17 protein-coding genes and 2 pseudogenes are annotated in these 19,308 nt (G+C 35.5%); 10 read left to right on the plus strand and 9 right to left on the minus strand.

What is annotated here, in order from left to right:
* Positions 1 to 2: 2 nt before the first annotated feature.
* Together I8T81_RS08600 and I8T81_RS08605 are read right to left on the minus strand one after the other, a co-directional pair.
* Positions 3 to 512 (minus strand): DUF2938 domain-containing protein, encoded by a 510-nt coding sequence (locus tag I8T81_RS08600; RefSeq protein WP_198072604.1) that lies wholly within the window; start codon positions 510 to 512, stop codon positions 3 to 5.
* 17 nt (positions 513 to 529) lie between these two features.
* Complete coding sequence (locus I8T81_RS08605; protein WP_198072605.1) at positions 530 to 787, minus strand: DUF2798 domain-containing protein; 258 nt, start codon at positions 785 to 787, stop codon at positions 530 to 532.
* A 1,352-nt stretch (positions 788 to 2,139) separates the two neighbouring features.
* Between I8T81_RS08605 and I8T81_RS08610 the strand changes: the two genes are divergently transcribed.
* From I8T81_RS08610 to I8T81_RS08625, 4 genes are all read left to right on the plus strand, one after another.
* Complete coding sequence (locus I8T81_RS08610) at positions 2,140 to 2,526, plus strand: RidA family protein (RefSeq protein ID WP_198072606.1); 387 nt, start codon at positions 2,140 to 2,142, stop codon at positions 2,524 to 2,526.
* Positions 2,527 to 2,571: 45 nt separating this feature from the next.
* Positions 2,572 to 3,753, plus strand: coding sequence for a diaminopropionate ammonia-lyase (gene dpaL, locus I8T81_RS08615; RefSeq protein ID WP_198072607.1), 1,182 nt, complete (start codon positions 2,572 to 2,574; stop codon positions 3,751 to 3,753).
* A gap of 54 nt (positions 3,754 to 3,807) precedes the next feature.
* Positions 3,808 to 4,971 (plus strand): M20 aminoacylase family protein, encoded by a 1,164-nt coding sequence (locus I8T81_RS08620; protein WP_198072608.1) that lies wholly within the window; start codon positions 3,808 to 3,810, stop codon positions 4,969 to 4,971.
* A gap of 228 nt (positions 4,972 to 5,199) precedes the next feature.
* On the plus strand, positions 5,200 to 6,480 hold the full coding sequence (locus I8T81_RS08625) for an SLC5/6 family protein (RefSeq protein WP_198072609.1): 1,281 nt from the start codon (positions 5,200 to 5,202) through the stop codon (positions 6,478 to 6,480).
* Between the two features lie 43 nt (positions 6,481 to 6,523).
* Here I8T81_RS08625 and I8T81_RS08630 read toward each other — a convergent pair whose 3' ends face one another.
* The gene (locus I8T81_RS08630) at positions 6,524 to 6,991 is read right to left on the minus strand and encodes an Lrp/AsnC family transcriptional regulator (RefSeq protein WP_198072610.1); all 468 of its coding nucleotides are present in this window, start codon (positions 6,989 to 6,991) and stop codon (positions 6,524 to 6,526) included.
* 124 nt (positions 6,992 to 7,115) lie between these two features.
* Between I8T81_RS08630 and I8T81_RS08635 the strand changes: the two genes are divergently transcribed.
* Positions 7,116 to 8,369 carry a Zn-dependent hydrolase gene (locus I8T81_RS08635; protein ID WP_198072611.1) on the plus strand — a complete coding sequence of 418 codons (1,254 nt, stop codon included), beginning with the start codon at positions 7,116 to 7,118 and terminating at the stop codon, positions 8,367 to 8,369.
* A gap of 197 nt (positions 8,370 to 8,566) precedes the next feature.
* Here I8T81_RS08635 and I8T81_RS18905 read toward each other — a convergent pair.
* Positions 8,567 to 9,129: pseudogene (locus I8T81_RS18905) on the minus strand (hypothetical protein); the annotation flags it as partial.
* 337 nt (positions 9,130 to 9,466) lie between these two features.
* Here I8T81_RS18905 and I8T81_RS08640 point away from each other — a divergent pair.
* A pseudogene (locus I8T81_RS08640) lies at positions 9,467 to 9,805 on the plus strand (MBL fold metallo-hydrolase); the annotation flags it as partial.
* Positions 9,806 to 9,901: 96 nt separating this feature from the next.
* Here the strand turns inward: I8T81_RS08640 and pcaU are convergent.
* Positions 9,902 to 10,714 (minus strand): IclR family transcriptional regulator PcaU, encoded by an 813-nt coding sequence (gene pcaU, locus I8T81_RS08645; RefSeq protein ID WP_198072612.1) that lies wholly within the window; start codon positions 10,712 to 10,714, stop codon positions 9,902 to 9,904.
* Positions 10,715 to 10,756: 42 nt separating this feature from the next.
* Positions 10,757 to 11,677, minus strand: coding sequence for a LysR family transcriptional regulator (locus I8T81_RS08650; RefSeq protein WP_198072613.1), 921 nt, complete (start codon positions 11,675 to 11,677; stop codon positions 10,757 to 10,759).
* Positions 11,678 to 11,765: 88 nt separating this feature from the next.
* Here I8T81_RS08650 and I8T81_RS08655 point away from each other — a divergent pair, with 88 nt between their 5' ends.
* The 4 genes from I8T81_RS08655 to I8T81_RS08670 are packed head-to-tail and all read left to right on the plus strand — an operon-like array spanning position 11,766 to position 15,603.
* Positions 11,766 to 13,010, plus strand: a complete 1,245-nt coding sequence (locus I8T81_RS08655) for an acyl-CoA dehydrogenase family protein (RefSeq protein ID WP_198072614.1) — start codon at positions 11,766 to 11,768, stop codon at positions 13,008 to 13,010.
* Between the two features lie 17 nt (positions 13,011 to 13,027).
* Positions 13,028 to 14,149 carry a phosphotransferase family protein gene (locus I8T81_RS08660; protein WP_198072615.1) on the plus strand — a complete coding sequence of 374 codons (1,122 nt, stop codon included), beginning with the start codon at positions 13,028 to 13,030 and terminating at the stop codon, positions 14,147 to 14,149.
* Entirely contained in the window at positions 14,146 to 14,844 is a 699-nt protein-coding gene (locus I8T81_RS08665) for a histidine phosphatase family protein (RefSeq protein ID WP_198072616.1), read from the plus strand. Before I8T81_RS08660 ends, I8T81_RS08665 begins: the two co-directional genes overlap by 4 nt.
* A gap of 15 nt (positions 14,845 to 14,859) precedes the next feature.
* The gene (locus I8T81_RS08670) at positions 14,860 to 15,603 is read left to right on the plus strand and encodes an SDR family oxidoreductase (protein ID WP_001140457.1); all 744 of its coding nucleotides are present in this window, start codon (positions 14,860 to 14,862) and stop codon (positions 15,601 to 15,603) included.
* 33 nt (positions 15,604 to 15,636) lie between these two features.
* On the opposite strand, the gene I8T81_RS08675 is transcribed toward I8T81_RS08670, so the two are convergent.
* The 3 genes from I8T81_RS08675 to I8T81_RS08685 all read right to left on the minus strand — a co-directional run bounded on the left by I8T81_RS08675 (position 15,637) and on the right by I8T81_RS08685 (position 19,235).
* Positions 15,637 to 16,893 carry an OprD family outer membrane porin gene (locus I8T81_RS08675; protein ID WP_198072617.1) on the minus strand — a complete coding sequence of 419 codons (1,257 nt, stop codon included), beginning with the start codon at positions 16,891 to 16,893 and terminating at the stop codon, positions 15,637 to 15,639.
* Between the two features lie 109 nt (positions 16,894 to 17,002).
* Positions 17,003 to 18,352: a spinster family MFS transporter gene (locus I8T81_RS08680; RefSeq protein ID WP_198072618.1), complete on the minus strand. Its 1,350-nt coding sequence runs from the start codon at positions 18,350 to 18,352 to the stop codon at positions 17,003 to 17,005.
* Positions 18,353 to 18,767: 415 nt separating this feature from the next.
* Entirely contained in the window at positions 18,768 to 19,235 is a 468-nt protein-coding gene (locus I8T81_RS08685; protein ID WP_198072619.1) for a MarR family winged helix-turn-helix transcriptional regulator, read from the minus strand.
* Positions 19,236 to 19,308 lie beyond the last annotated feature (73 nt).

Below are 19,308 nucleotides of genomic sequence, written 5' to 3' on the forward strand. Positions count from 1 at the left end.
GCTCAACTAATATGAATATTCGAAAGAAACGCACTGATAAACATGCCTAGCCCAAAGACAGAATGTCCAATAAAACTAAAAAATCTGGTTTTTGTTGGATGAGGAGTATTTGATCCTGCTATTCCTGCTCCCATACCAGGCATCATCACAAAGAAGGGTGCAATTAATAGTATCCATGAGATTAAAAGAGGAGGAAGAATTGTCGGTTGCGTAAACCAATACGTTCCCTCAATACTTATGAGTAGTACAACGTAACCCATGCCTATAATGTAATGAGCTAACCAACCCAGAGCTTTTTCATGAGTAATTGGACGAGCATTTTCTAATCTTTTTTGTACAAATTGACCAGAGGGTAAATGACCTAACCATCGACCAACCATTGCCCAATTAGTGATAGGTATATGAAATAACCTATTTAGGAGTAAAGCCCATAAATCCAAGATGAATGTAGTACTTATACCAACAAATAGAGTTTTATAGATTAAGTATACTGTTTCAGATATTGGAGACATCTTTTGGTACTCTGGTTCTAAGGTTTCTTCACAAAGAGCAGGCTAAATTTTTTAGCCAAAGGTAATACAATCAAAGCTGTTGGAAATGCTACCGTCCAGGAATACAGCCAAGTCGGTAACCATATGTCGATTAGTGCTGTATTTATTCCTATACTTTTGATAACGCTAATGACTGATATGACACCACTCATAATGAAAGTTAAGAAAAAAGGTATCAGTATGTTTAATGCTTTGGGAGGCAGTTTGGGAATACTGAAAGAATTTTGTTTATTCATTTAAGCCACCAGATAGATATGAATATCAGGAGCTACTTCAGATTGATTAAATATATGAATTTTTAATGTAATCGTTAAGAAAATCATAAAGGGAGATCCTTGTTAGTAAAACAAATGAAATTTAGAACATTCATATATTTTATTTTTGAGTTTTTTTTATTACTTAACAAATCAGATTAACTTTTATGGGTTGAAAGAAAATCTTTATTGGAGGATGCTTTTCATAAAATGCCTTAAAAGAACTATTCATATATGGCAGAATGTAGAAAGGATCTCAGAAAAAATTAAAGTCTAGAGAAAACTAATTGATTGAGTCATCAATATTTTCAAGCTTATAAAAGTTCGAAAAAGTCTTTCCTGAATGGTCATATCCTGATAGATCGTTATCCCAGCTATTCCACTAAATAGTTGAAGATATAGTAATAATTAAAGATGTATTATCACAGAGTCTAGTTGCTTTTAGCGGAATTTATAAATAATTTAGGAACTAATTTTTTATTGATTATTGCGAAGTTTAAGAGGTAGGAGTCATGCATATGTCTTAATAAATTGAACCAAGTAGGATGCTCAGGTGGCGCAAGATAGGGTAGTGAATTGATTTCATCGAAGGATATTTATCCCCAAAAATTTGCGAGAAGTTATGATTAGAAATGGCTTTGTTGAACATGTAAAGCAAGAGTTATAAACCCAATGAACGTTGGTGCGTTTGTTCAGAAGATAAATTTTCTATCATATCTCTTTGACTTTTTTTATTAATTTTTATAAAACCCAATTGGTAAATTGGAGCAGAACTATAATTACTATCAATATTTTCTCAATAGTCATATGTTGAAATTGATAAATCTATAAGAAATTTAATTCCTCTAAATGAGTTTAAAAGTAAATTTAATTCATTAAAAAGGCCCAAAAAACATAAAAAAAATGTATTTAAGTAAATCTCATTCAAGTTCTTTGACTTTATTGATTACTCATTACATTCTAGGTCTACAACAAATAATTAAGTTGTTGTGTTGTTATGTATATTTCTTAAATAACTTCTTAGTAATAAATATTACTAGAATATTAAGATTATGCATAAATATATTATTTTATTTTCCATATTTATAGTTTTTATTTTATTGACTCGATATTTAGTTATTATTGAATCATGTAAATATCTAGTAATTAAGTAAATAAAGCCTAAATGTTTTTGAAATGCTATTTCAATAGCTAGATTTAAGCTGTAGGGAAAATGAATTTTAAATTTACAGTTATATTCACCATCATTAATAATAACTTTAAATATCGCGAATTAAATGATTGTAAGTTAGTTCGTATATTTAAAGTTATGATGTAGTCCAATGAGGATTAAAATGAAACAGATTATATGCACGAAGAATGCACCAGAAGCAATTGGTCCATATTCACAAGGTATTAAATTTCAAAATTTAATCTTTACCTCAGGTCAGTTACCTCTAATTCCGGAAACAATGCAATTTCCTGAAGGCGGTATTCGCGAGCAAACATATCAATCATTACTAAATGTTAAAAGCATATTAGAAGCTCAAGGTTCTTCGCTTGAATATGTAATAAAAACAACATGCTTTTTAGAAAATATGAAAGATTTTGCCGAGTTCAATGAAGTGTATCTGGAGTTTTTTGGAACAAATAATCCACCTGCACGCTCATGTGTTGAAGCTGCTCGATTACCTAAAGATGCACTTGTTGAAATTGAAGTTATCGCTTTTAAACCTGAATAGGGTTATGGGCCATTTTTTCACATGATTTAAAGAGCAAAATAGAGCATGTTTAGTATTAGTAATAACGAATTGTATTCAGGAAAGAGTAGCCCACTTTTTAATAAGGAGATTGCCAGCAAAGTTCGTAATTTGCATCGTAAAATAGAAGGTTATCAACCCACACCTTTAATCTCATTAGAATATTTAGCTAAAAAGTTAGGCTTAAAAAAAATTTTAGTTAAAGATGAATCACGACGCTTTGGTTTAAATGCATTTAAAGTTCTTGGTGGTTCATATGCGCTAGCTAAATTACTTGCTGAAAAGTTAAATATTGACATGAATCAGTTTGATTTAAAAAATATTAAAACTTTGCTGAAAGAACCCGTTGTATTTACGACCGCTACAGCCGGAAATCATGGGACAGGCGTTGCTTGGGCTGCGAGAGAAATGGGGCAAAAAGCAGTTGTGTTTATGCCTAAAGGTGCTGCTAATACCAGTGTAGAAAGAATCAAAGCGTTAGGTGCAGATTGTATCGTCACAGATGTAAATTATGATGACACAGTTCGTTTAGCTAACAAGACAGCCCATGAAAAAGGATGGCTTCTTGTGCAGGACACGGCATGGGATGGTTATGAGACGATTCCGACATGGATTTCTCAAGGTTATATGACTATGGCTGATGAGGCTGTAGAGCAACTCAATGAATTTAAAGATTTAGTACCTACCCATATTATGCTTCAAGCAGGTGTCGGGGCGATGGCTGGTGGAGTTTTAGGATATTTGGTTGATGCACTTGGTATCCAAAATTTTAAAGCCATTGTTTCTGAACCTGTTACTGCCGATTGTGTTTATCAATCTGCACAAGATAAATCTGGACAGCTTATTGCAGTCGATGGCGACTTAAATTCAATTATGGCTGGTTTGGCTTGTGGCGAGGTCAATCCAATTACATGGCCGATCTTAAAAGATTGTACTTTTGCTTTTGCCAAAGTCGAAGATTCTATAGCTGCGACTGGAATGAGAGTTTTAGGTAATCCGTTAGATGGTGATGAACCAATAACGAGTGGTCCATCTGGTGCAATTAATCTAGGTTTACTTTACGCACTTAGTAGCAGCCCAGATCAGGCATGTTTAAAAGAAAGTCTAGGTTTAAATGAAGAATCAATTGTACTGATTTTTAGTACGGAAGGCGATACAAATACCGATCTTTATAGAAAAGTGGTATGGGAAGGATGTTATCCCTACTAGCTACAAGGTTATTTAATCAAATATAGAGATAGTCTGGATAGATAAGGAATTTAGATGAGTTTAATAAGTTTTGAAGAACAGTTACACCGTTGGAGACACGAACTTCACTCTAATCCTGAAACGGGTTTTGAAGAAATTACTACAGCGGAATATATTGCTCAACAACTAAAAAACATGGGTTTGGATGTTCATACTGGAATTGGTGGAACAGGTATCATTGCGAGCTTAACAGTCGGGAATAATCCCACTGTTATTGGTTTACGTGCTGATATGGATGCGTTGAATATAACTGAAACTACCGGTAAATCTTATTGCTCTAAAAATCATGGAAAAATGCATGCTTGTGGTCACGATGGTCATATGAGCATGTTGTTAGGAGCTGCTAAATTACTAACTGAAAATCGTAATTTTAATGGAACGGTTAGATTCGTTTTTCAGCCCGCAGAAGAACATGGACGTGGCGCGAAAGCTATGATGAGTGAGGGGTTATTAGAGCGTTTTCCAATTGATGAATTTTATGGTGTCCATAATTGGCCAGGCTTACCAGCGGGAAGTATCTGTACACGAGTGGGTGGAATTATGGCAAGTGAAGATAATTTCACTATTAAAATTAAAGGCAAAGGAACACATGCAGCTCGACCTCATATGGGCAAAGACCCTTTAGTGATTGCAGCTGAGATTATCTTAGCTCTCCAGACTATTATTTCACGCAACCTTGATCCAAGTGTTCCTGCCGTGATTTCTTGTACAGAAATTCATACCGATGGTATTCGTAACGCAATTCCTAGCAATGTTGTTATTACAGGAGATACGCGTAGTTACTCTCCAGATGTACAGGCAATGTTAGAAAATAGAATGCGTACCATTTGTGAAAGCATTTGCAAAATGCATGACGCCGAATGTGAATTCGAATATACACATGAATTTTCCCCAACTGTCAATCATGCAACTTGTGTAAATACTGCTGTTAACGCGGCAATTAATATTGTGGGTGAATCAAAAGTAGATCCAAATGTCCAAGCTATGATGGCTTCAGAAGACTTTGGAGCATTTATAGAGAAAGTACCAGGTTGTTTCGCTTTTATTGGGAATGGTGTTGAAGAAGAAGGAAAGGGATTTATTCCTCTTCATAACTCTAATTACGACATTAATGACGATATATTAAGCGTTGGTGCCCAATATTTTGCTGAGATAATCAGAACACGTTTGCCTTTATAAAAGGAAGAAATACAAAAAGTGTATTTCTAATGATTTAACAGAAGGAACTGTTATGTCCATTTAATGCAGAACAACGTTAAATAAATTGAATTATAAATGAGGAGTAAATTTCATAAATTTACTCCATGGGGAACTATATTCAATTTTTATAATGAGATATTTAACCATTCTGCATTCTAAGGCATTTCCATTCCTCGAAAACCTAAATAAGTTTCAGAGGCAAGAATTATGTCAAAGATTTTAAATCAGACGAAAGGATTTTTGGATAGTAATAAATGGAATTCGCAAGATACTACATGGATGCTAGGGTTGTTTGGAACAGCAATTGGAGCTGGTGTTTTATTCTTACCAATTAATGCAGGAATTGGTGGTCTAATTCCATTGTTAATTACTACACTTTTAGCATACCCAATTACTTTTTTTGCCCACCGTGCTTTTGCTCGATTTATTTTATCCTCAAGTAAACCAGAGAGCGGTATTACTGGAGTAATCTTAGAATATTGGGGAACTACAGCTAGTCGTATTTTTAATTTAATTTATTTTTGGGCTATTTATACTATCCTATTAGTGTATGCAGTAGCAGTAACAAATACAGTTGAATCTTTTTTAATTCACCAATTGCATTTAGTTGCACCACCACGTGCTTTATTGTCATTTATATTAATTTGTATTTTGTTGTTCATTGTCCGTTTTGGCCAAGATATTACAGTAAAGGTAATGAGTATACTGGTTTACCCATTTATTATCTCATTAATTTTTATGGCTATTTGGCTAATTCCTCACTGGAATACTGCCATATTTGAAAATTTTACTTTAACTTCAAGTAATCATAATAATATATGGATGACGTTATGGATGACATTTCCAGTTTTAGTCCTTTCATTTAATCATTATCCGATTATTTCACCTTTTGTAGTCAAGCAACGTAAAACATATGGTGAGATAGAGGTGGATAAAAAATGTGCACAGATTCAGAGGTATGGCTATATCTTGATGGTGTGTGTTGTCATGTTTTTTGTCTATAGTTGTATATTAAGTTTATCTCCACAAGACCTAGCATCTGCGAAAGAACAAAACATTTCGATTCTTTCTTATCTTGCTAATCATTTTGACACACCTGTGATCGCATGGGCTGCTCCTTTGATCGCTTTCATTGCAATTATGAAATCTTTTCTAGGACATTACATTGGTGCGCATGAGACACTAACAGATATTATTACTGATCAATGTCAAAGAAAGGAAATTAATCTCAGTAAAGGCGCTGTAGATAAAATTATCTTTATATTTATGATTCTTAGCTGTTGGTTTATTGCTTATAAGAATCCAAGTATTCTTGACATTATTGTGAGTATTAGTGGACCTACTGGAGCAATATTAGTTTTATTACTACCTATGTATGCTATACATAAAATTCCTTCACTTGCACCATATCGGAATAAAGTTAGCAATATTTTTGTTACACTGATTGGAGTAATTACTGTATCTGCAATTTTTTATGGTTTAGTTTAATATTTAAAAGGCAAGGTAAATTAAAACCTTGCCTTTTTGTTGTTTAAATAGGAATTGAAAGAGAAGCTTTATCTTTTTTCATGGCGACAAGGGTTTTAAAGCGTTTTACATTATTATTTTTTATAAATAATTTTTCAGAAATATCAGTGTATTGATCCATGTCTTTGACTTGAAATATTAGTACAAAATCCCATTCACCAGCGACATAATATGATTGTTGAATGTATTCGCAGTTTAAAAATAGCTTTCTTGTAATATCCAAATGTTCATGCTGTTCACTTAAAATTTCAACCATAGTAATAATAGTAATGGGAAGACCTATAAAAGCTGGTTCAATGTTGGCTGTATAGGATTTAATTACACCCTCATCGCTTAATTTTTTTAATCGTCTATTTACTGCAGCTGTAGATAAATTTACTCGGTCACCTAAATCTTTTTGAGCAATTCGGGCATCTTCTTGAATAATCTTAAGGATTTTTAGATCAAATTGATCAAGTTGAATTTGTGACATAATTTGCTCAGCTAATTTAGGTGAATATGCAATAAAATTTCATATTAGTCCATATTTTATCAAAAAAAAATCAAGTTAAAGAAATATTATATCAATTATCGGTAAATATTATGGATATTTTGAAATGGAAGATGTTAAGTCATTGCAAGAGAAACTTTCAATTGATGGTGAGCTTCTTATTAAACAAATTAATGAATTAGGTGAAATAGGTGCTGATTCAGAAATTGGTGGTCGCACACGTATTGCTTTAACTGATGACGAAAAAAAAGGCCGTGACTTAATTGTTAAGTGGATGAGCGAACTTGTTCTAAAGATAGAAATCGATGAGATCGGTAATATTTTCGGGACCTTACCATCTAGTAATGGAAATTGTCATAAAAATGTACTAATGATAGGGTCACACATAGATACTGTACAAAATGCTGGTGCACTAGATGGTTGTTATGGTGTATTAGCTGGTTTATCAATTGTAAGGGCTTATCGTGAAGCTGGAATTCTTCCATTACGTCCAATCACTGTTGCTGCTTTTACGAATGAAGAGGGCGTTCGATACCAACCAGATATGATGGGATCATTAGTATATGCCGGTGGAATGCCAGTCCAGGAAGCGCTCAATGTAATTGGTACGGATGGAACACGTCTTGGTGATGAATTAATTAGAATTGGCTATGCCGGTCATTTAAAGGTTGGAACAATTGTTCCCCAAGAATATATTGAACTCCATATTGAACAAGGTCCGATCTTAGAAAAAGAAAATATAGAAATAGGTGCTGTAGAAAATTTACAGGGAATTTCTTGGCAACAGATTATTATTAAAGGAAAGGCAAATCATGCAGGTACTACTCCAACTCAAATGAGACATGATGCAGGTTTTGCAGCAGCTTCAGTAAATACATTTTTAAGAGAGTTAGCTGTAGAAGCCAAGACAACTTTGGCAACCGTTGGAAGTGTAAAGTTTCATCCTAATTTAATTAATGTCATACCAAGAATGGTTGAATTTACGGTTGATTTGCGTGATCCAGATGAAAGTAAGCTGAAAAATGCTGAGAATAAATTAAATAATTTTTTAAAATTATTGGAAGAACAAGAAGGTGTTCAGGTTGAACAAAAGCAATTAGCTCGATTTGAGCCAGTTCATTTTAATGAACAAATTGTTCAGCTAATAGAAAGTTCGGCGAAAAAATTAGGTTATAGTTATCGCCGTATGACTTCTGGGGCGGGTCATGATGCTCAAATGATTGCGAGAATTGCTCCTACAGCTATGATCTTTGTGCCAAGTAAAGGGGGAGTGAGCCATAATCCTCGCGAGTTTACAGAGCCAAATCAGCTTATAAATGGTGCGAATGTATTACTAGAAGTAATTCAAAATTTAGTTTAAATATCCAATGATCTATATCTCAAAAGGGTATAGATCATATTACTTACTATTCTCGATGAGAAGTATGACCCATTAATTCAGCACTATAAATCTAAAGTATCTGTTTTTTTAGGTATATTAAAAGAATCAATTTTTTAAGACCCCAGAGCAGTAAAATGACCAGAAAAGCGATTTAAAAATTAACAATGGACTATGTGCTGGCTAAAATAACTTCCATGGTGTGTCACTTTCACTTTACATGGAAAAAGTTTTTCACCGAAAGATAGAATATTACCTTGCACTAAAGTTTGATACCATTCACCATCGACTAAATGCAACATTATGGCTTTACTCATGCGTGATTCAGAATTAACTCTTTTAATAACAAAGTTTCGGTTGTTAGGCTGATATCTAATTTGTTGTAAGTTAAAAGTGTTGCTTCAACTTTTTCTTATTAGTTATTACATTAATTTCAGCCAACCATTTTGAGAGTTGATAACCATACACTCCATGCACACGGACTATTTATGTGTTGAAGAGTAAAGCTAATAGATGCACATAAAAATAACATTTACGAATCGAGTTAATCAGCTCTTCCAACTCTTGATTCAACTAATTTTTTAGGAATGCTACGGAAAAAATCTATATTCCTAGCTGCGTGATCTTTCGCAACGTCATCTAAATCAGGATTCATTCTAAAGCGATCATAATAACCACCTTTTGAAACTTTAACTTCTGTCTGAAGGATTACTATAACTTTAAAGTTAGCTTTAATATCAATATGTATTATCCTAATAAACTAAAATAGGTTGTAATGATCCAATAACTGTATTGATAAACAATAAACAATAAACAATAAACAATAAACAATAAACAATAAACAATAAACAATAAACAATAAGGTAAAAGTTCAAATTATATTGTGGCTATTCAATTTAATTAAAATTTTTGAGTTTATCAATGTTTTGAATATCGAAAATATTTAATAAGATGGTAGTCTTGGATCAAGTTATCATAATTGTAGATTGATACTGTATATTACAATAAAAATATTAGTTTTATTTAATTTAAAAACAAATAGTTATGGTTTGTTTGTATAAACTATGGAGGGAATATGGTTTCCTAAAGGAAGTGCGGCAGCACTTTATGATTCGGTACAAAAGCTTTATACACTTCCTGACAACATGCGCATGTTTTTATGCCATGACTATAAACCCGAAGGCCGTAATGAATATGTCTGTCAAACAGATATTAGAACTCAAAAGCAAAGCAATATTCATTTAAACCAAAGAGTTTCCAAAGACTCATTTATAAAAATGCGTCAAGAAAGAGATGCTACTTTGGCAATGCCAAAATTAATTCTGCCTTCCATTCAAATTAATATGAACGGTGGAAACTTTCCGGAACCAGAATCAAATGGCATCCGTTATTTGAAAATACCTTTCAACTACTTCTAAAAATAGCCTAAGCAGTTATTCTGGATCTTTTTTATCTATCCGAATAGCCTAAGCTAGTTATAAAATTGACACTTTATGAAATAGCCTAAGTAAGATTTAAAGAACTTGTCTTAAATCCCGCGAAGTCTCTTGCAATAAAGGCAAAATGTGTTGGATTAAATATTCTTCAGTTGTTTTCATAGTTGGAGAAACAATATTTAAAGCTGCAACCACTTTAAAGTCTTGTCCATAAATGGGTACGGCGAGCGCATGAACACCTAATTCGTGTTCTTCACGTGAATAACACCAATCTTGCTCTCGAATTTCTTTTAGTAACTCTAAAAATTTATCATTTTCGACATGCGTATATTTGGTTAGACGCTGAAGAGGATATTTTTGAAGCCAGTCCAATTGTTCTTCTTGGCTTAAATGTGCCAGTAAAATTTTACCCGCCGAGGTCGCATGAGCTGGTAAGCGGTTACCCAAATGTAAACCATATGGATTTACACGGTCGGTTTGTTGGTGGGCGGCACTACGGGCAATGGTAATGGCTTCATAACCATCAAGCACCATCACTGAATAAATGAGAGAAGTTTGGTTAGTTAACAGATTTAATAAAGGCTGAGACACTTTTGGAAGTCGAGCTGCACCTAAATAAGCTCCTGAAAATTTAAGAACTTTCGGAGTTAAATAGTAATAGTGGCCATCTGACTCAAGATAACCTAAATATTCTAAAGTTAATAAATGACGTCTTGCTGCCGCTCGGGTGAGTCCAGTTTTTTCAGCCGCCATAGAAATGTTTAAACGATGTTGATTGCTGCTAAAGCTATCTAAAATCGCCATGCCTTTACCGATGCCAGCAATGTAATCTTCATGACGAATCGTTTTTTTGTTGTCCTGATTCTGGATTATCCGTTCATCTTTACTCATTACTGGTCCTTGTACGATAGAAGCTTAGTAGATCAATTTGCTTTACTGAAAAAGTTTAATAATTTCATGTCGCAAAAATTGATGTCTTAAATTATCCCTTAAATCTTCGTGCCAAAACATACCCATTTTAATATTGGTTATCTCAAAAGGTAGAGAATGTGAGCAAATTTTAGGACTATAAGATAAATGCTGCAAAATCATACGAGGCATGGTCAATATTGCGTCGGCTTGAGCTCCCAAAACTTGTAACGCCGTTGAGTAGTTTTGACAGCGCATAAATACATTTCTAGAGATTTTTTGGTGTTGGTTTAAATAAATATCTTCAAGTAAAGCACCTGTACGGCGTGATGAAACACCAATGTGTCGTCCATTAATATAAAGAGATAAATCGACTTCTTTAAATTGACTACAAATGACGAACTCGTCTGTGACCAAATGATCAAAGGTAATTTTAGGAGACAAGTATTGTTCTAGGTCAATCACGAAATCGAGCTGCTGCGTCGCCAAGTCCGCCATAATATGTTTTCGATCTAGCTTCATACTGACAAACTGCAAATCTAAATTAAGATTTTGAAAATGTTGAGCAAGCCTTGGAAGAATAATTGGCTCAATTTCGTCATGAACGGCGATTTTTAAGCTTTTTAAACTGGTTGGATCAAAGACATGTTTCTGTTGGCTAATATTTTGAATCGTTAAAAGTGCTTGCTTCACAGTTGGGTAAATCTGCTCGGCAAAAGGCGTTGCAGACATTTTATTGCCTACTCGTATAAACACATCATCTTCAAGTTGCTGGCGTAATCGTTGTAAAGCATGACTTGCTGCCGATTGCGTAATATTGAGACTACTTGCCGCATTTGAAATACTTTTTTGCTCATAAATTGCGATAAATAGCGGATATAAATTGATATCAATTCGGTGAAAAAAGCTTAAGTCTAAACCGTGAAGGTTATGAATATTATTCATGTGACGGTATTTAATAAAATCATTTCATTCATATTAAGTTTCAAGTTATGTTGATGTAAAGACCAGATAATGATGTAAAGGAAAAAGAATGTTTGAACTCTCAAAAAAAGCTCAGGATTTTACCGAGCGAACTAAAAAATTTATTTTAGAAGAAATAGAACCTGTCGAAGCAAAATTTTGGGAAGAAGTTCACGAGTTAAATCCAGATGGAAACTGGAAAAAATGGCAGTGGCCCGAGCTTTTAGAAACTCTGAAATCTAAAGCTAAACAAGCTGGTCTTTGGAATATGTTTTTACCAGATGAAAAGCTAGGTGCAGGGTTAACTGTTCAAGAATATGCGCACATAGCTGAATTAACTGGCCGTAGCTTATTGGCACCTACCGTTTTTAACTGTAATGCACCAGACACAGGAAATATGGAATTGTTATGGCGCTATGGCAGTGAGCAGCAAAAAAAGCAATGGTTAGAACCTTTATTGGAAGGAAAAATCCGTTCAGTTTTTTGTATGACTGAACCAGATGTCGCGTCAAGCGATGCAACCAATATGCAAGCCACTGCACTCATCGACGGTAATGAAATTGTTTTAAATGGTAAAAAGTGGTGGTCGTCTGGTTTAGGTGATCCAAATGCCAAAATCATTATTTTTATGGCACATACTCCAGATGAAACCAAAGACCGACATCATCAACACTCTATGGTACTAGTGCCAATTGATACGGCGGGTGTTGAAATTCAGCGTATGTTACCTGTGTTTGGTGACTACGATGCACCGCATGGACACGGTGAAGTTCACTTTAATAATGTTCGAGTGCCACTTGATAACTTTATTGGTGGAGCGGGCCAAGGTTTTGAGATTGCACAAGGTCGTTTAGGGCCAGGGCGTATTCACCATTGCATGCGTTGTATTGGAGCTGCTGAAAAAACGCTAGAACTTATGATTGATCGAGGTATGTCTAGAACGGCGTTTGGCAAAGAAATTTTAAAACTTGGTGGGAACCTTGAACGCGTAGCTGATGCAAGGGTAGCCATAGATCAAGCTAGACTTTTAACCTTGTATGCTGCTTATAAAATGGATACTTTAGGAAATATGGCTGCTTTAACACAAATATCTGCAATTAAAGTAGTGGCTCCGAGTGTTTTAGAAAAAGTAGTCGACATGGCGATTCAGCTACATGGCGGTGCAGGCGTTTCAAGAGATACACCATTAACAGGTTTCTTTGCTCAAGCACGTAGTTTACGTTTAGCTGATGGACCAGATGAAGTACATAAAGGCATGATTGCCAAATTAGAGTTGGCCAAACGTGGTTATTTCGGTCGTCATAAGAAAGTATAAGTTTAAAGGAAATGAAGATGTCGGTAATTGATATAGGCGGTGAAGTACGTGAAGGTGAAGAACTTGATATTGGGGCAGTTGAAAACTGGTTAAAAAAACAAGGTGTTGAGTTGATCGGCTCGGCAGCCGTTACTCAATATACAGGTGGTGCTTCAAATTGGACTTATCGTTTAAAGTATGAAAATACCGATTTAATTTTACGTCGTCCTCCTAAAGGCACAAAAGCGAAGTCAGCCCACGATATGGCCCGTGAATATATGGTGCAGAAAAATCTTGCACCTTATTATCCTGTGCTTCCTAAAATGGTGGCACTTTGTCAGGATGAATCGGTCATTGGCTGTGATTTTTATGTGATGGAACGCATTGAAGGAATTATTCCTCGTGCAAAATTACCGCCTGAACTTGGCTTTAATGAAGAAAATGTTCATGAGCTTTGCATAAATGTTATTGATAAGTTGATTGAATTACATCAAGTTCCTTATGAGAAAACGCCTTTAGCTGAACTTGGCAAAGGAACAGGATATTGCCGTAGACAAGTTGAAGGTTGGGATAAGCGTTATGAAAAAGTCCGTACAATCAACGTTCCTTCATTTAAATATGTTCGAAAATGGCTAAACGATAATATCCCTCAAGACTCCACGACTTGCATTATTCATAATGATTGGCGATTTGATAATGTGATTTTAGACCCTGAGCATCCAACTAAAGTGATTGGTGTGCTGGACTGGGAAATGGCGACCTTAGGCGATCCATTAATGGACTTGGGAAGTGCCTTAGCCTATTGGGTTGAGTCTACGGACAATATGATTTTTAAGTCGACACGCCGTCAGCCGACTCACTTAAAGGGAATGTTCTCTCGTAAAGAAGTCGTTGAGTATTATTTGCAAAAAACAGGATTGGAGCCTCAAAACTGGGCTTTTTATGAAGTGTTTGGTGTATTCCGTTTAGCAGTGATTGCCCAGCAAATATATTACCGTTATTACCATAAACAAACCCGAAATCCTGCATTTAAAGATTTCTGGATCGTGATTCATGCACTACATATCAGAGCTTTAAAACTTATCGCACAGCAAAAATTGCAAGAATCTGAATTTGCTCAGCAATCTCTGCAGAAAATACAGGGTATTTTAAGAAGATGACCACAATTTATCTGGTAAGACACGGACAGGCCTCGTTTGGCAAAAGTAACTATGATGAGCTGTCTGAAAATGGTGAAGCTCAGGCGACTTTGTTAGGTCGTTATTTTAAGCAAATATTGAAAGAACAACCTTATGTGGTTGCTGGAACTATGCAGCGTCATGAGCAGACTGCAAAGCTCACACTAAATGAATCCTTTCCAGATGCGGTAATTCATCATAATAATTTATGGAATGAGTTTAACCATCAACAAGTTTTTGCACGCTATGAACCGCGTTTTGAACAGCCTGAACTTTTAAAAGCTGATTTAGCACAAGAACAGAACCCACGTGCATATCTTGCCAAAATATTTGAAGGTGCAATTGGACGATGGACAGATGGTGATTTTCATCATGAATATGATGAGTCTTGGCCACATTTTAAAGAAAGAGTCGAAACAGCATTGCAGCAACTTTGTGATGAGTTAGCAAAAACCAAACCTCGCTATGCAATTGTTTTTACCTCGGGTGGTGTGATTTCTGTAGCAATTGGAAAACTGCTTGAACTCAGTCCTAATCGAACTTTTGCATTGAATTGGGCAATTGCTAATACAAGCCTCACGACTTTACGTTTGGTTGGAAATGAAGCTCAGGTTTTAAGTTTAAATGAACATCATTTTATAAAAGCTGAGCGTCCAGATTTACTGACATGGATTTAAAATAAGGATAAAAGCATGGCAAAGACAATTTTAATTACAGGTGCAAGTTCTGGATTGGGCGCAGGTATGGCGCATGAATTTGCAGCCAAAGGCTATAACTTAGCGATTTGTGCACGCCGTTTAGACAGATTAGAAACTTTAAAAACTGAACTGGAAAATCAGTATGGTATTAAAGTAATTGCAAAAAGTCTGGACGTTACCAATTATGATCAGGTTTTTGAAGTATTTCGCGCCTTTAAACAAGAGTTTGGCTATTTAGACCGAATTATTGTAAATGCGGGAGTCGGAAATGGCCGTCGTATTGGTAAAGGTAATTTTGAAATTAACAGAGCCACAGCTGAAACAAACTTTATTTCTGCTTTAGCACAGTGTGAGGCAGCAGTTGAAATTTTTAGAGAGCAAAACGCTGGTCATTTGGTGGTCATGTCGTCTATGAGTGCGATGCGCGGGTTACCAAAACATTTATCGACTTATGCGGCAAGTAAAGCTGCAGTTGCTCACTTGGCCGAGGGTATTCGTGCTGAATTACTAGATACTCCAATTAAAGTCTCAACCATTTTCCCGGGTTACATCCGTACCGAAATGAATGAAGGTGCTAAACATCTACCTTTTGAGGTAGATGCCAAAACAGGATGTAAAGCTTTAGTCAAAGCGATCGAAAAACAACCTGTGAAAGCGTATGTACCACAGTGGCCATGGTTACCAATGAGTATTGCCATGAAGGTTTTGCCTTTAAGATTAGTTAATAAATTAGGATAAAAAATACCCCCTAAATTTAGGGGGTAATGTTTATTAGAACTTTTTGGTGTAATTAACAAAAAAACGGTCTTCGCCAAAGTCATTGCCGTGCTTAACATTGTAATCAATACGAATATATTGCAGAGCCACGCCTTTTAAGAAGGGTTGCTGAAACGCATAGTTTAAAATCACATTCGATTCTGTTTCATGATTTTTCTCACCATTGGCTGCTTTAAAGTCATGGCCATAAACATATTTCACCATCGCGTTTAGGCCTGGTACATAATCTTTAAAGTCATAGCCATACATGACATGATAAGACTTTTCATCTTTTTTAAAGAATCCGGTGGCGTTCCAGTTAATGAAATAGGTTTCTGGTAAGAAACCATCCGGTAAAGGGTATGCCGATTCACCAATAATTTGTTGGTAACCCAAACCAAAGGTATGGTTTTTTACTTTAACTGTTTCTAGTACCCCAATATTCTGCGCATCGATATCAAAAGTATTGCCGTCATTTTTTGCATTGAAGTACTTAAACTTAGAAGTAAGCGCAAAGTTAGGTTGTTTCCAATTATGCTCAAGTCCTACATAGTGCTTGTTGTAGAGGTCTTCTAAATTACCGAAGTAGTATTCGCCCTTTAAAGACGGCGTAAATTGATAGCGCAGGTCAATGTAGTTCAAACCATCAGATTCTTTAGTCATTCCATTGGATGTGAAAGAAAACTTTTTAAAGTCTTCTTCGTTTCGTGGAGACACTTTTTCCACTCGTCCAATTTCGGCATAAAGCTGATCTGAAAGTTGTGACTTTAAGTTGGTTCCCCAATATGAAGTGAGTAGCTGACGACTAGCATCGACAGCCGTTACAGGTAAATCTAGCCAGAGTTCACCGACACTTAAAAGTGTTTTGTCATAGCCCAGCTTTAAAGTCGCGCCGTATTTTAAATAGTCTGAAGCCTGAGATTGCGTTTCTTTATTAAAAGGCAGAACAGTATCTGCGACATGTTTGTCTGAACTTAAGCGAACGGCGTATTGAACAGAAGCATCGGCCCCAATTGTGATTGGCTTGTCAGCTATGACTAACGGGGTGTCATGCATTTTTGATTTATAAAATAAAGACGCTGCCTGAGACCAACTGCCAGTATCTTTTAAGGCATCATTATCAAAATCACGGTTGATATAGGCATTTTTTAAAGTGAATTTCCATTCATCTTCAGTTTGCTGGTTTGGATTTGCGGCCCATGAGTTGCTGCACATCAGTAATAAAGTGGCAACGGTTAAAGTGTGTGGTTTAAAACGGTGAAATAATTCCATAATCCATTTCCCAGATGTATGCCAGTCCTCGGCACTACGTAATTTTGAATATTTCGGTACTCTCTAAGCGTTTGGTTAGAGAGTACATTTTTGCAATTTGTGAGATTTATTAATTTAATTTTTCAAGCTTCATACTTTCACTAAAGAATTTGCAGCCTTTAAAAAGCAGTATTAGAGCCAGTACACATGACAGACCACCGACAATAGATAAAGAAGAACCCACCATTAACGGACTACCAAAAACTTTATCTGTAATAATGGCCACCAATGTTGTACCGATACCGAGTCCAATTAAGTTACTCACCAAAAGGAATAGGGCAGAAAGACGTGCTCTAAATTGGTTGGGCGCTAACATTTGTAATGCTGTTGCCGAAATTACTAGAGGGAAAGATGCAAAGAACATTGCAGGAATCAATAAGCTAACTGAAAGCCAAAGCTGATCTGTTTGGGTAAAAAATGAAATTGGAATAATCAGACCAACAATACCAATCACACCTGTAATCATCGGAGCATCTTGGCGTCCTTTTTTGATAAACCAATCATTTAACCAACCTGCGCAAAACACCCCTAATGTATTTGCAATTAAAAGAATGGTACCGAGCATGTAACCTGTTTCTGTCGGAGCAAGTTGAAACTTACGAATATAAAATGCAGGTGTCCAACTGGTAAGGCTGTAGAGTGCCATTGCATAAAAGGTAAAACCTAAATAATGACAAGCAAATGTTTTCGAATGCTTTTTAATAAACTGAAGGCATTGTGAGAATTTGACTTGGTCAACTTGTCCATTTTGGTTGAGCTGTTGTCCTTTACGTGCAGGGTCTTTAACGGTCAGAATAAATAGCAGACCAATAATGATGCCAGGTAAACCGACTACTAAAAAGCCAATTTGCCATGCCTTGAGTGCACCTAATAGTGGAACTTCAATGAGTGTCACGCCTTTAAGTAAGTTAATGACATAACCGCCAACTAAAAAGGCGATACCACCACCTAAAAAAGCGCCAATTGAATAAATCCCGACAGCACGACCTAGTTTGTCCTTACTAAACATGTCGCTAAACATTGAATAAGCGGCTGGAGATAACGCAGCTTCTCCCACACCAACTGCCATGCGGCTCAAGAACAGTTGAATAAAGTTTTTACTTAAACCACAAGTTGCCGTTGCTAGACTCCAAACAATAATCCCGATTGAAATTAGTTTTGGTCGTGAAAAACGATCGGCAATATAGGCTAAGGGTAACCCCATAACCGCGTAAAACAGTGAGAAGGCAAGCCCATGTAACAGGCTAAATTGTGTATCTGAAAGTTGGAGATCTGCTTTGATGGGTTCAATCATCAGCGCCAGAATTTGGCGATCAATAAATGAAAATATATATGCCAACATACAAAGTATGACCACATACCATGCATATGCATTGCTTTTCTTCTGGGTCCTTTCAACAGCGATATTACTTTGGTTCATACACTTAATCCTTATGTGTAAAACGCTTAAAGAAATTGATATCTAACTTTTATTATTCCTCTGAAGTTTTCGATATTTCCCCCTTTTAGATAAGAATAATAAATAGGCTAGAAATGAGTAATTTGGTCTCGTATAGACTGGAAGAGTGCGTCTAAACCCAATTAGGAGTTAATGGGTTTTTAAAGATCATGGAATTATTATTTTCTTTTTATATGTAAAATTCCATTACTTATTGAGTATGTTAGAATACCTAAAAAGTATGTTAAGTAAACAGATAGTAATAATTTATTGGATTAAGAAACTGATTTTTATTTATTTTTTAATATTGAAACTTATTTTAATAAAGAGCAGCGAGAAAAGAAGAACTGTTTCATGCTGCTCTTGAGCGCATTGAACCCGATATCAAGTCAAATAATTAACTTGATGGCATGAGATCAAATAATTTTTTTAACTGGTGATTTAAATTGTGAAGCTCATCTTCTGAAAAAGCATTTAGGATGCCTGCCAAGGTAACCACACTAATTTGATTAATTTGTTCAACCAGCTCAACACCTTTGGCCGTTAATTTCACCATCGAAATTCGTTCATCGGTGGTAGAAGAGTAGACCTCGACAATTCCATCTTCTACTAAGCGATATACAGCTTTTGTTGCCGTAGTTAACTTTAAGGTAGAAAGATTAGCGATATCGGTAATACTGGCTTCACCCAAAGCATTAGCACTTAAAATGATTTTACGGCGTGTATTATCAATACCTAGTTTTTTTATTGATTTTTCAATGAGTTGTGAATATTTTCCGTTAACTTGGGAAACCCAAAAAAAAGGGAAGTTTTGAATACTCGACGGTTCTTTATTAGGAAGAAATTGTTCTAAATGATCAAGCATAGCTAAGCAATAACTTAGTGAAAAAAGGGTAATCCTATTATAAACAAAATTTTGGATATTTCCTTGAGAACAA

The sequence above is a fragment of the Acinetobacter seifertii genome, assembly GCF_016064815.1.
Lineage (GTDB): Bacteria > Pseudomonadota > Gammaproteobacteria > Pseudomonadales > Moraxellaceae > Acinetobacter > Acinetobacter seifertii.

Excerpts from the sequence above, each read along its gene's own strand:
- I8T81_RS08600 (WP_198072604.1), bottom strand. The coding sequence starts at position 512 with ATGTCTCCAATATCTGAAACAGTATACTTAATCTATAAAACTCTATTT.
- I8T81_RS08605 (WP_198072605.1), bottom strand. The coding sequence starts at position 787 with ATGAATAAACAAAATTCTTTCAGTATTCCCAAACTGCCTCCCAAAGCA.
- I8T81_RS08610 (WP_198072606.1), top strand. The coding sequence starts at position 2,140 with ATGAAACAGATTATATGCACGAAGAATGCACCAGAAGCAATTGGTCCA.
- dpaL (WP_198072607.1), top strand. The coding sequence starts at position 2,572 with ATGTTTAGTATTAGTAATAACGAATTGTATTCAGGAAAGAGTAGCCCA.
- I8T81_RS08620 (WP_198072608.1), top strand. The coding sequence starts at position 3,808 with ATGAGTTTAATAAGTTTTGAAGAACAGTTACACCGTTGGAGACACGAA.
- I8T81_RS08625 (WP_198072609.1), top strand. The coding sequence starts at position 5,200 with ATGTCAAAGATTTTAAATCAGACGAAAGGATTTTTGGATAGTAATAAA.
- I8T81_RS08630 (WP_198072610.1), bottom strand. The coding sequence starts at position 6,991 with ATGTCACAAATTCAACTTGATCAATTTGATCTAAAAATCCTTAAGATT.
- I8T81_RS08635 (WP_198072611.1), top strand. The coding sequence starts at position 7,116 with ATGGAAGATGTTAAGTCATTGCAAGAGAAACTTTCAATTGATGGTGAG.
- pcaU (WP_198072612.1), bottom strand. The coding sequence starts at position 10,714 with ATGAGTAAAGATGAACGGATAATCCAGAATCAGGACAACAAAAAAACG.
- I8T81_RS08650 (WP_198072613.1), bottom strand. The coding sequence starts at position 11,677 with ATGAATAATATTCATAACCTTCACGGTTTAGACTTAAGCTTTTTTCAC.
- I8T81_RS08655 (WP_198072614.1), top strand. The coding sequence starts at position 11,766 with ATGTTTGAACTCTCAAAAAAAGCTCAGGATTTTACCGAGCGAACTAAA.
- I8T81_RS08660 (WP_198072615.1), top strand. The coding sequence starts at position 13,028 with ATGTCGGTAATTGATATAGGCGGTGAAGTACGTGAAGGTGAAGAACTT.
- I8T81_RS08665 (WP_198072616.1), top strand. The coding sequence starts at position 14,146 with ATGACCACAATTTATCTGGTAAGACACGGACAGGCCTCGTTTGGCAAA.
- I8T81_RS08670 (WP_001140457.1), top strand. The coding sequence starts at position 14,860 with ATGGCAAAGACAATTTTAATTACAGGTGCAAGTTCTGGATTGGGCGCA.
- I8T81_RS08675 (WP_198072617.1), bottom strand. The coding sequence starts at position 16,893 with ATGGAATTATTTCACCGTTTTAAACCACACACTTTAACCGTTGCCACT.
- I8T81_RS08680 (WP_198072618.1), bottom strand. The coding sequence starts at position 18,352 with ATGAACCAAAGTAATATCGCTGTTGAAAGGACCCAGAAGAAAAGCAAT.
- I8T81_RS08685 (WP_198072619.1), bottom strand. The coding sequence starts at position 19,235 with ATGCTTGATCATTTAGAACAATTTCTTCCTAATAAAGAACCGTCGAGT.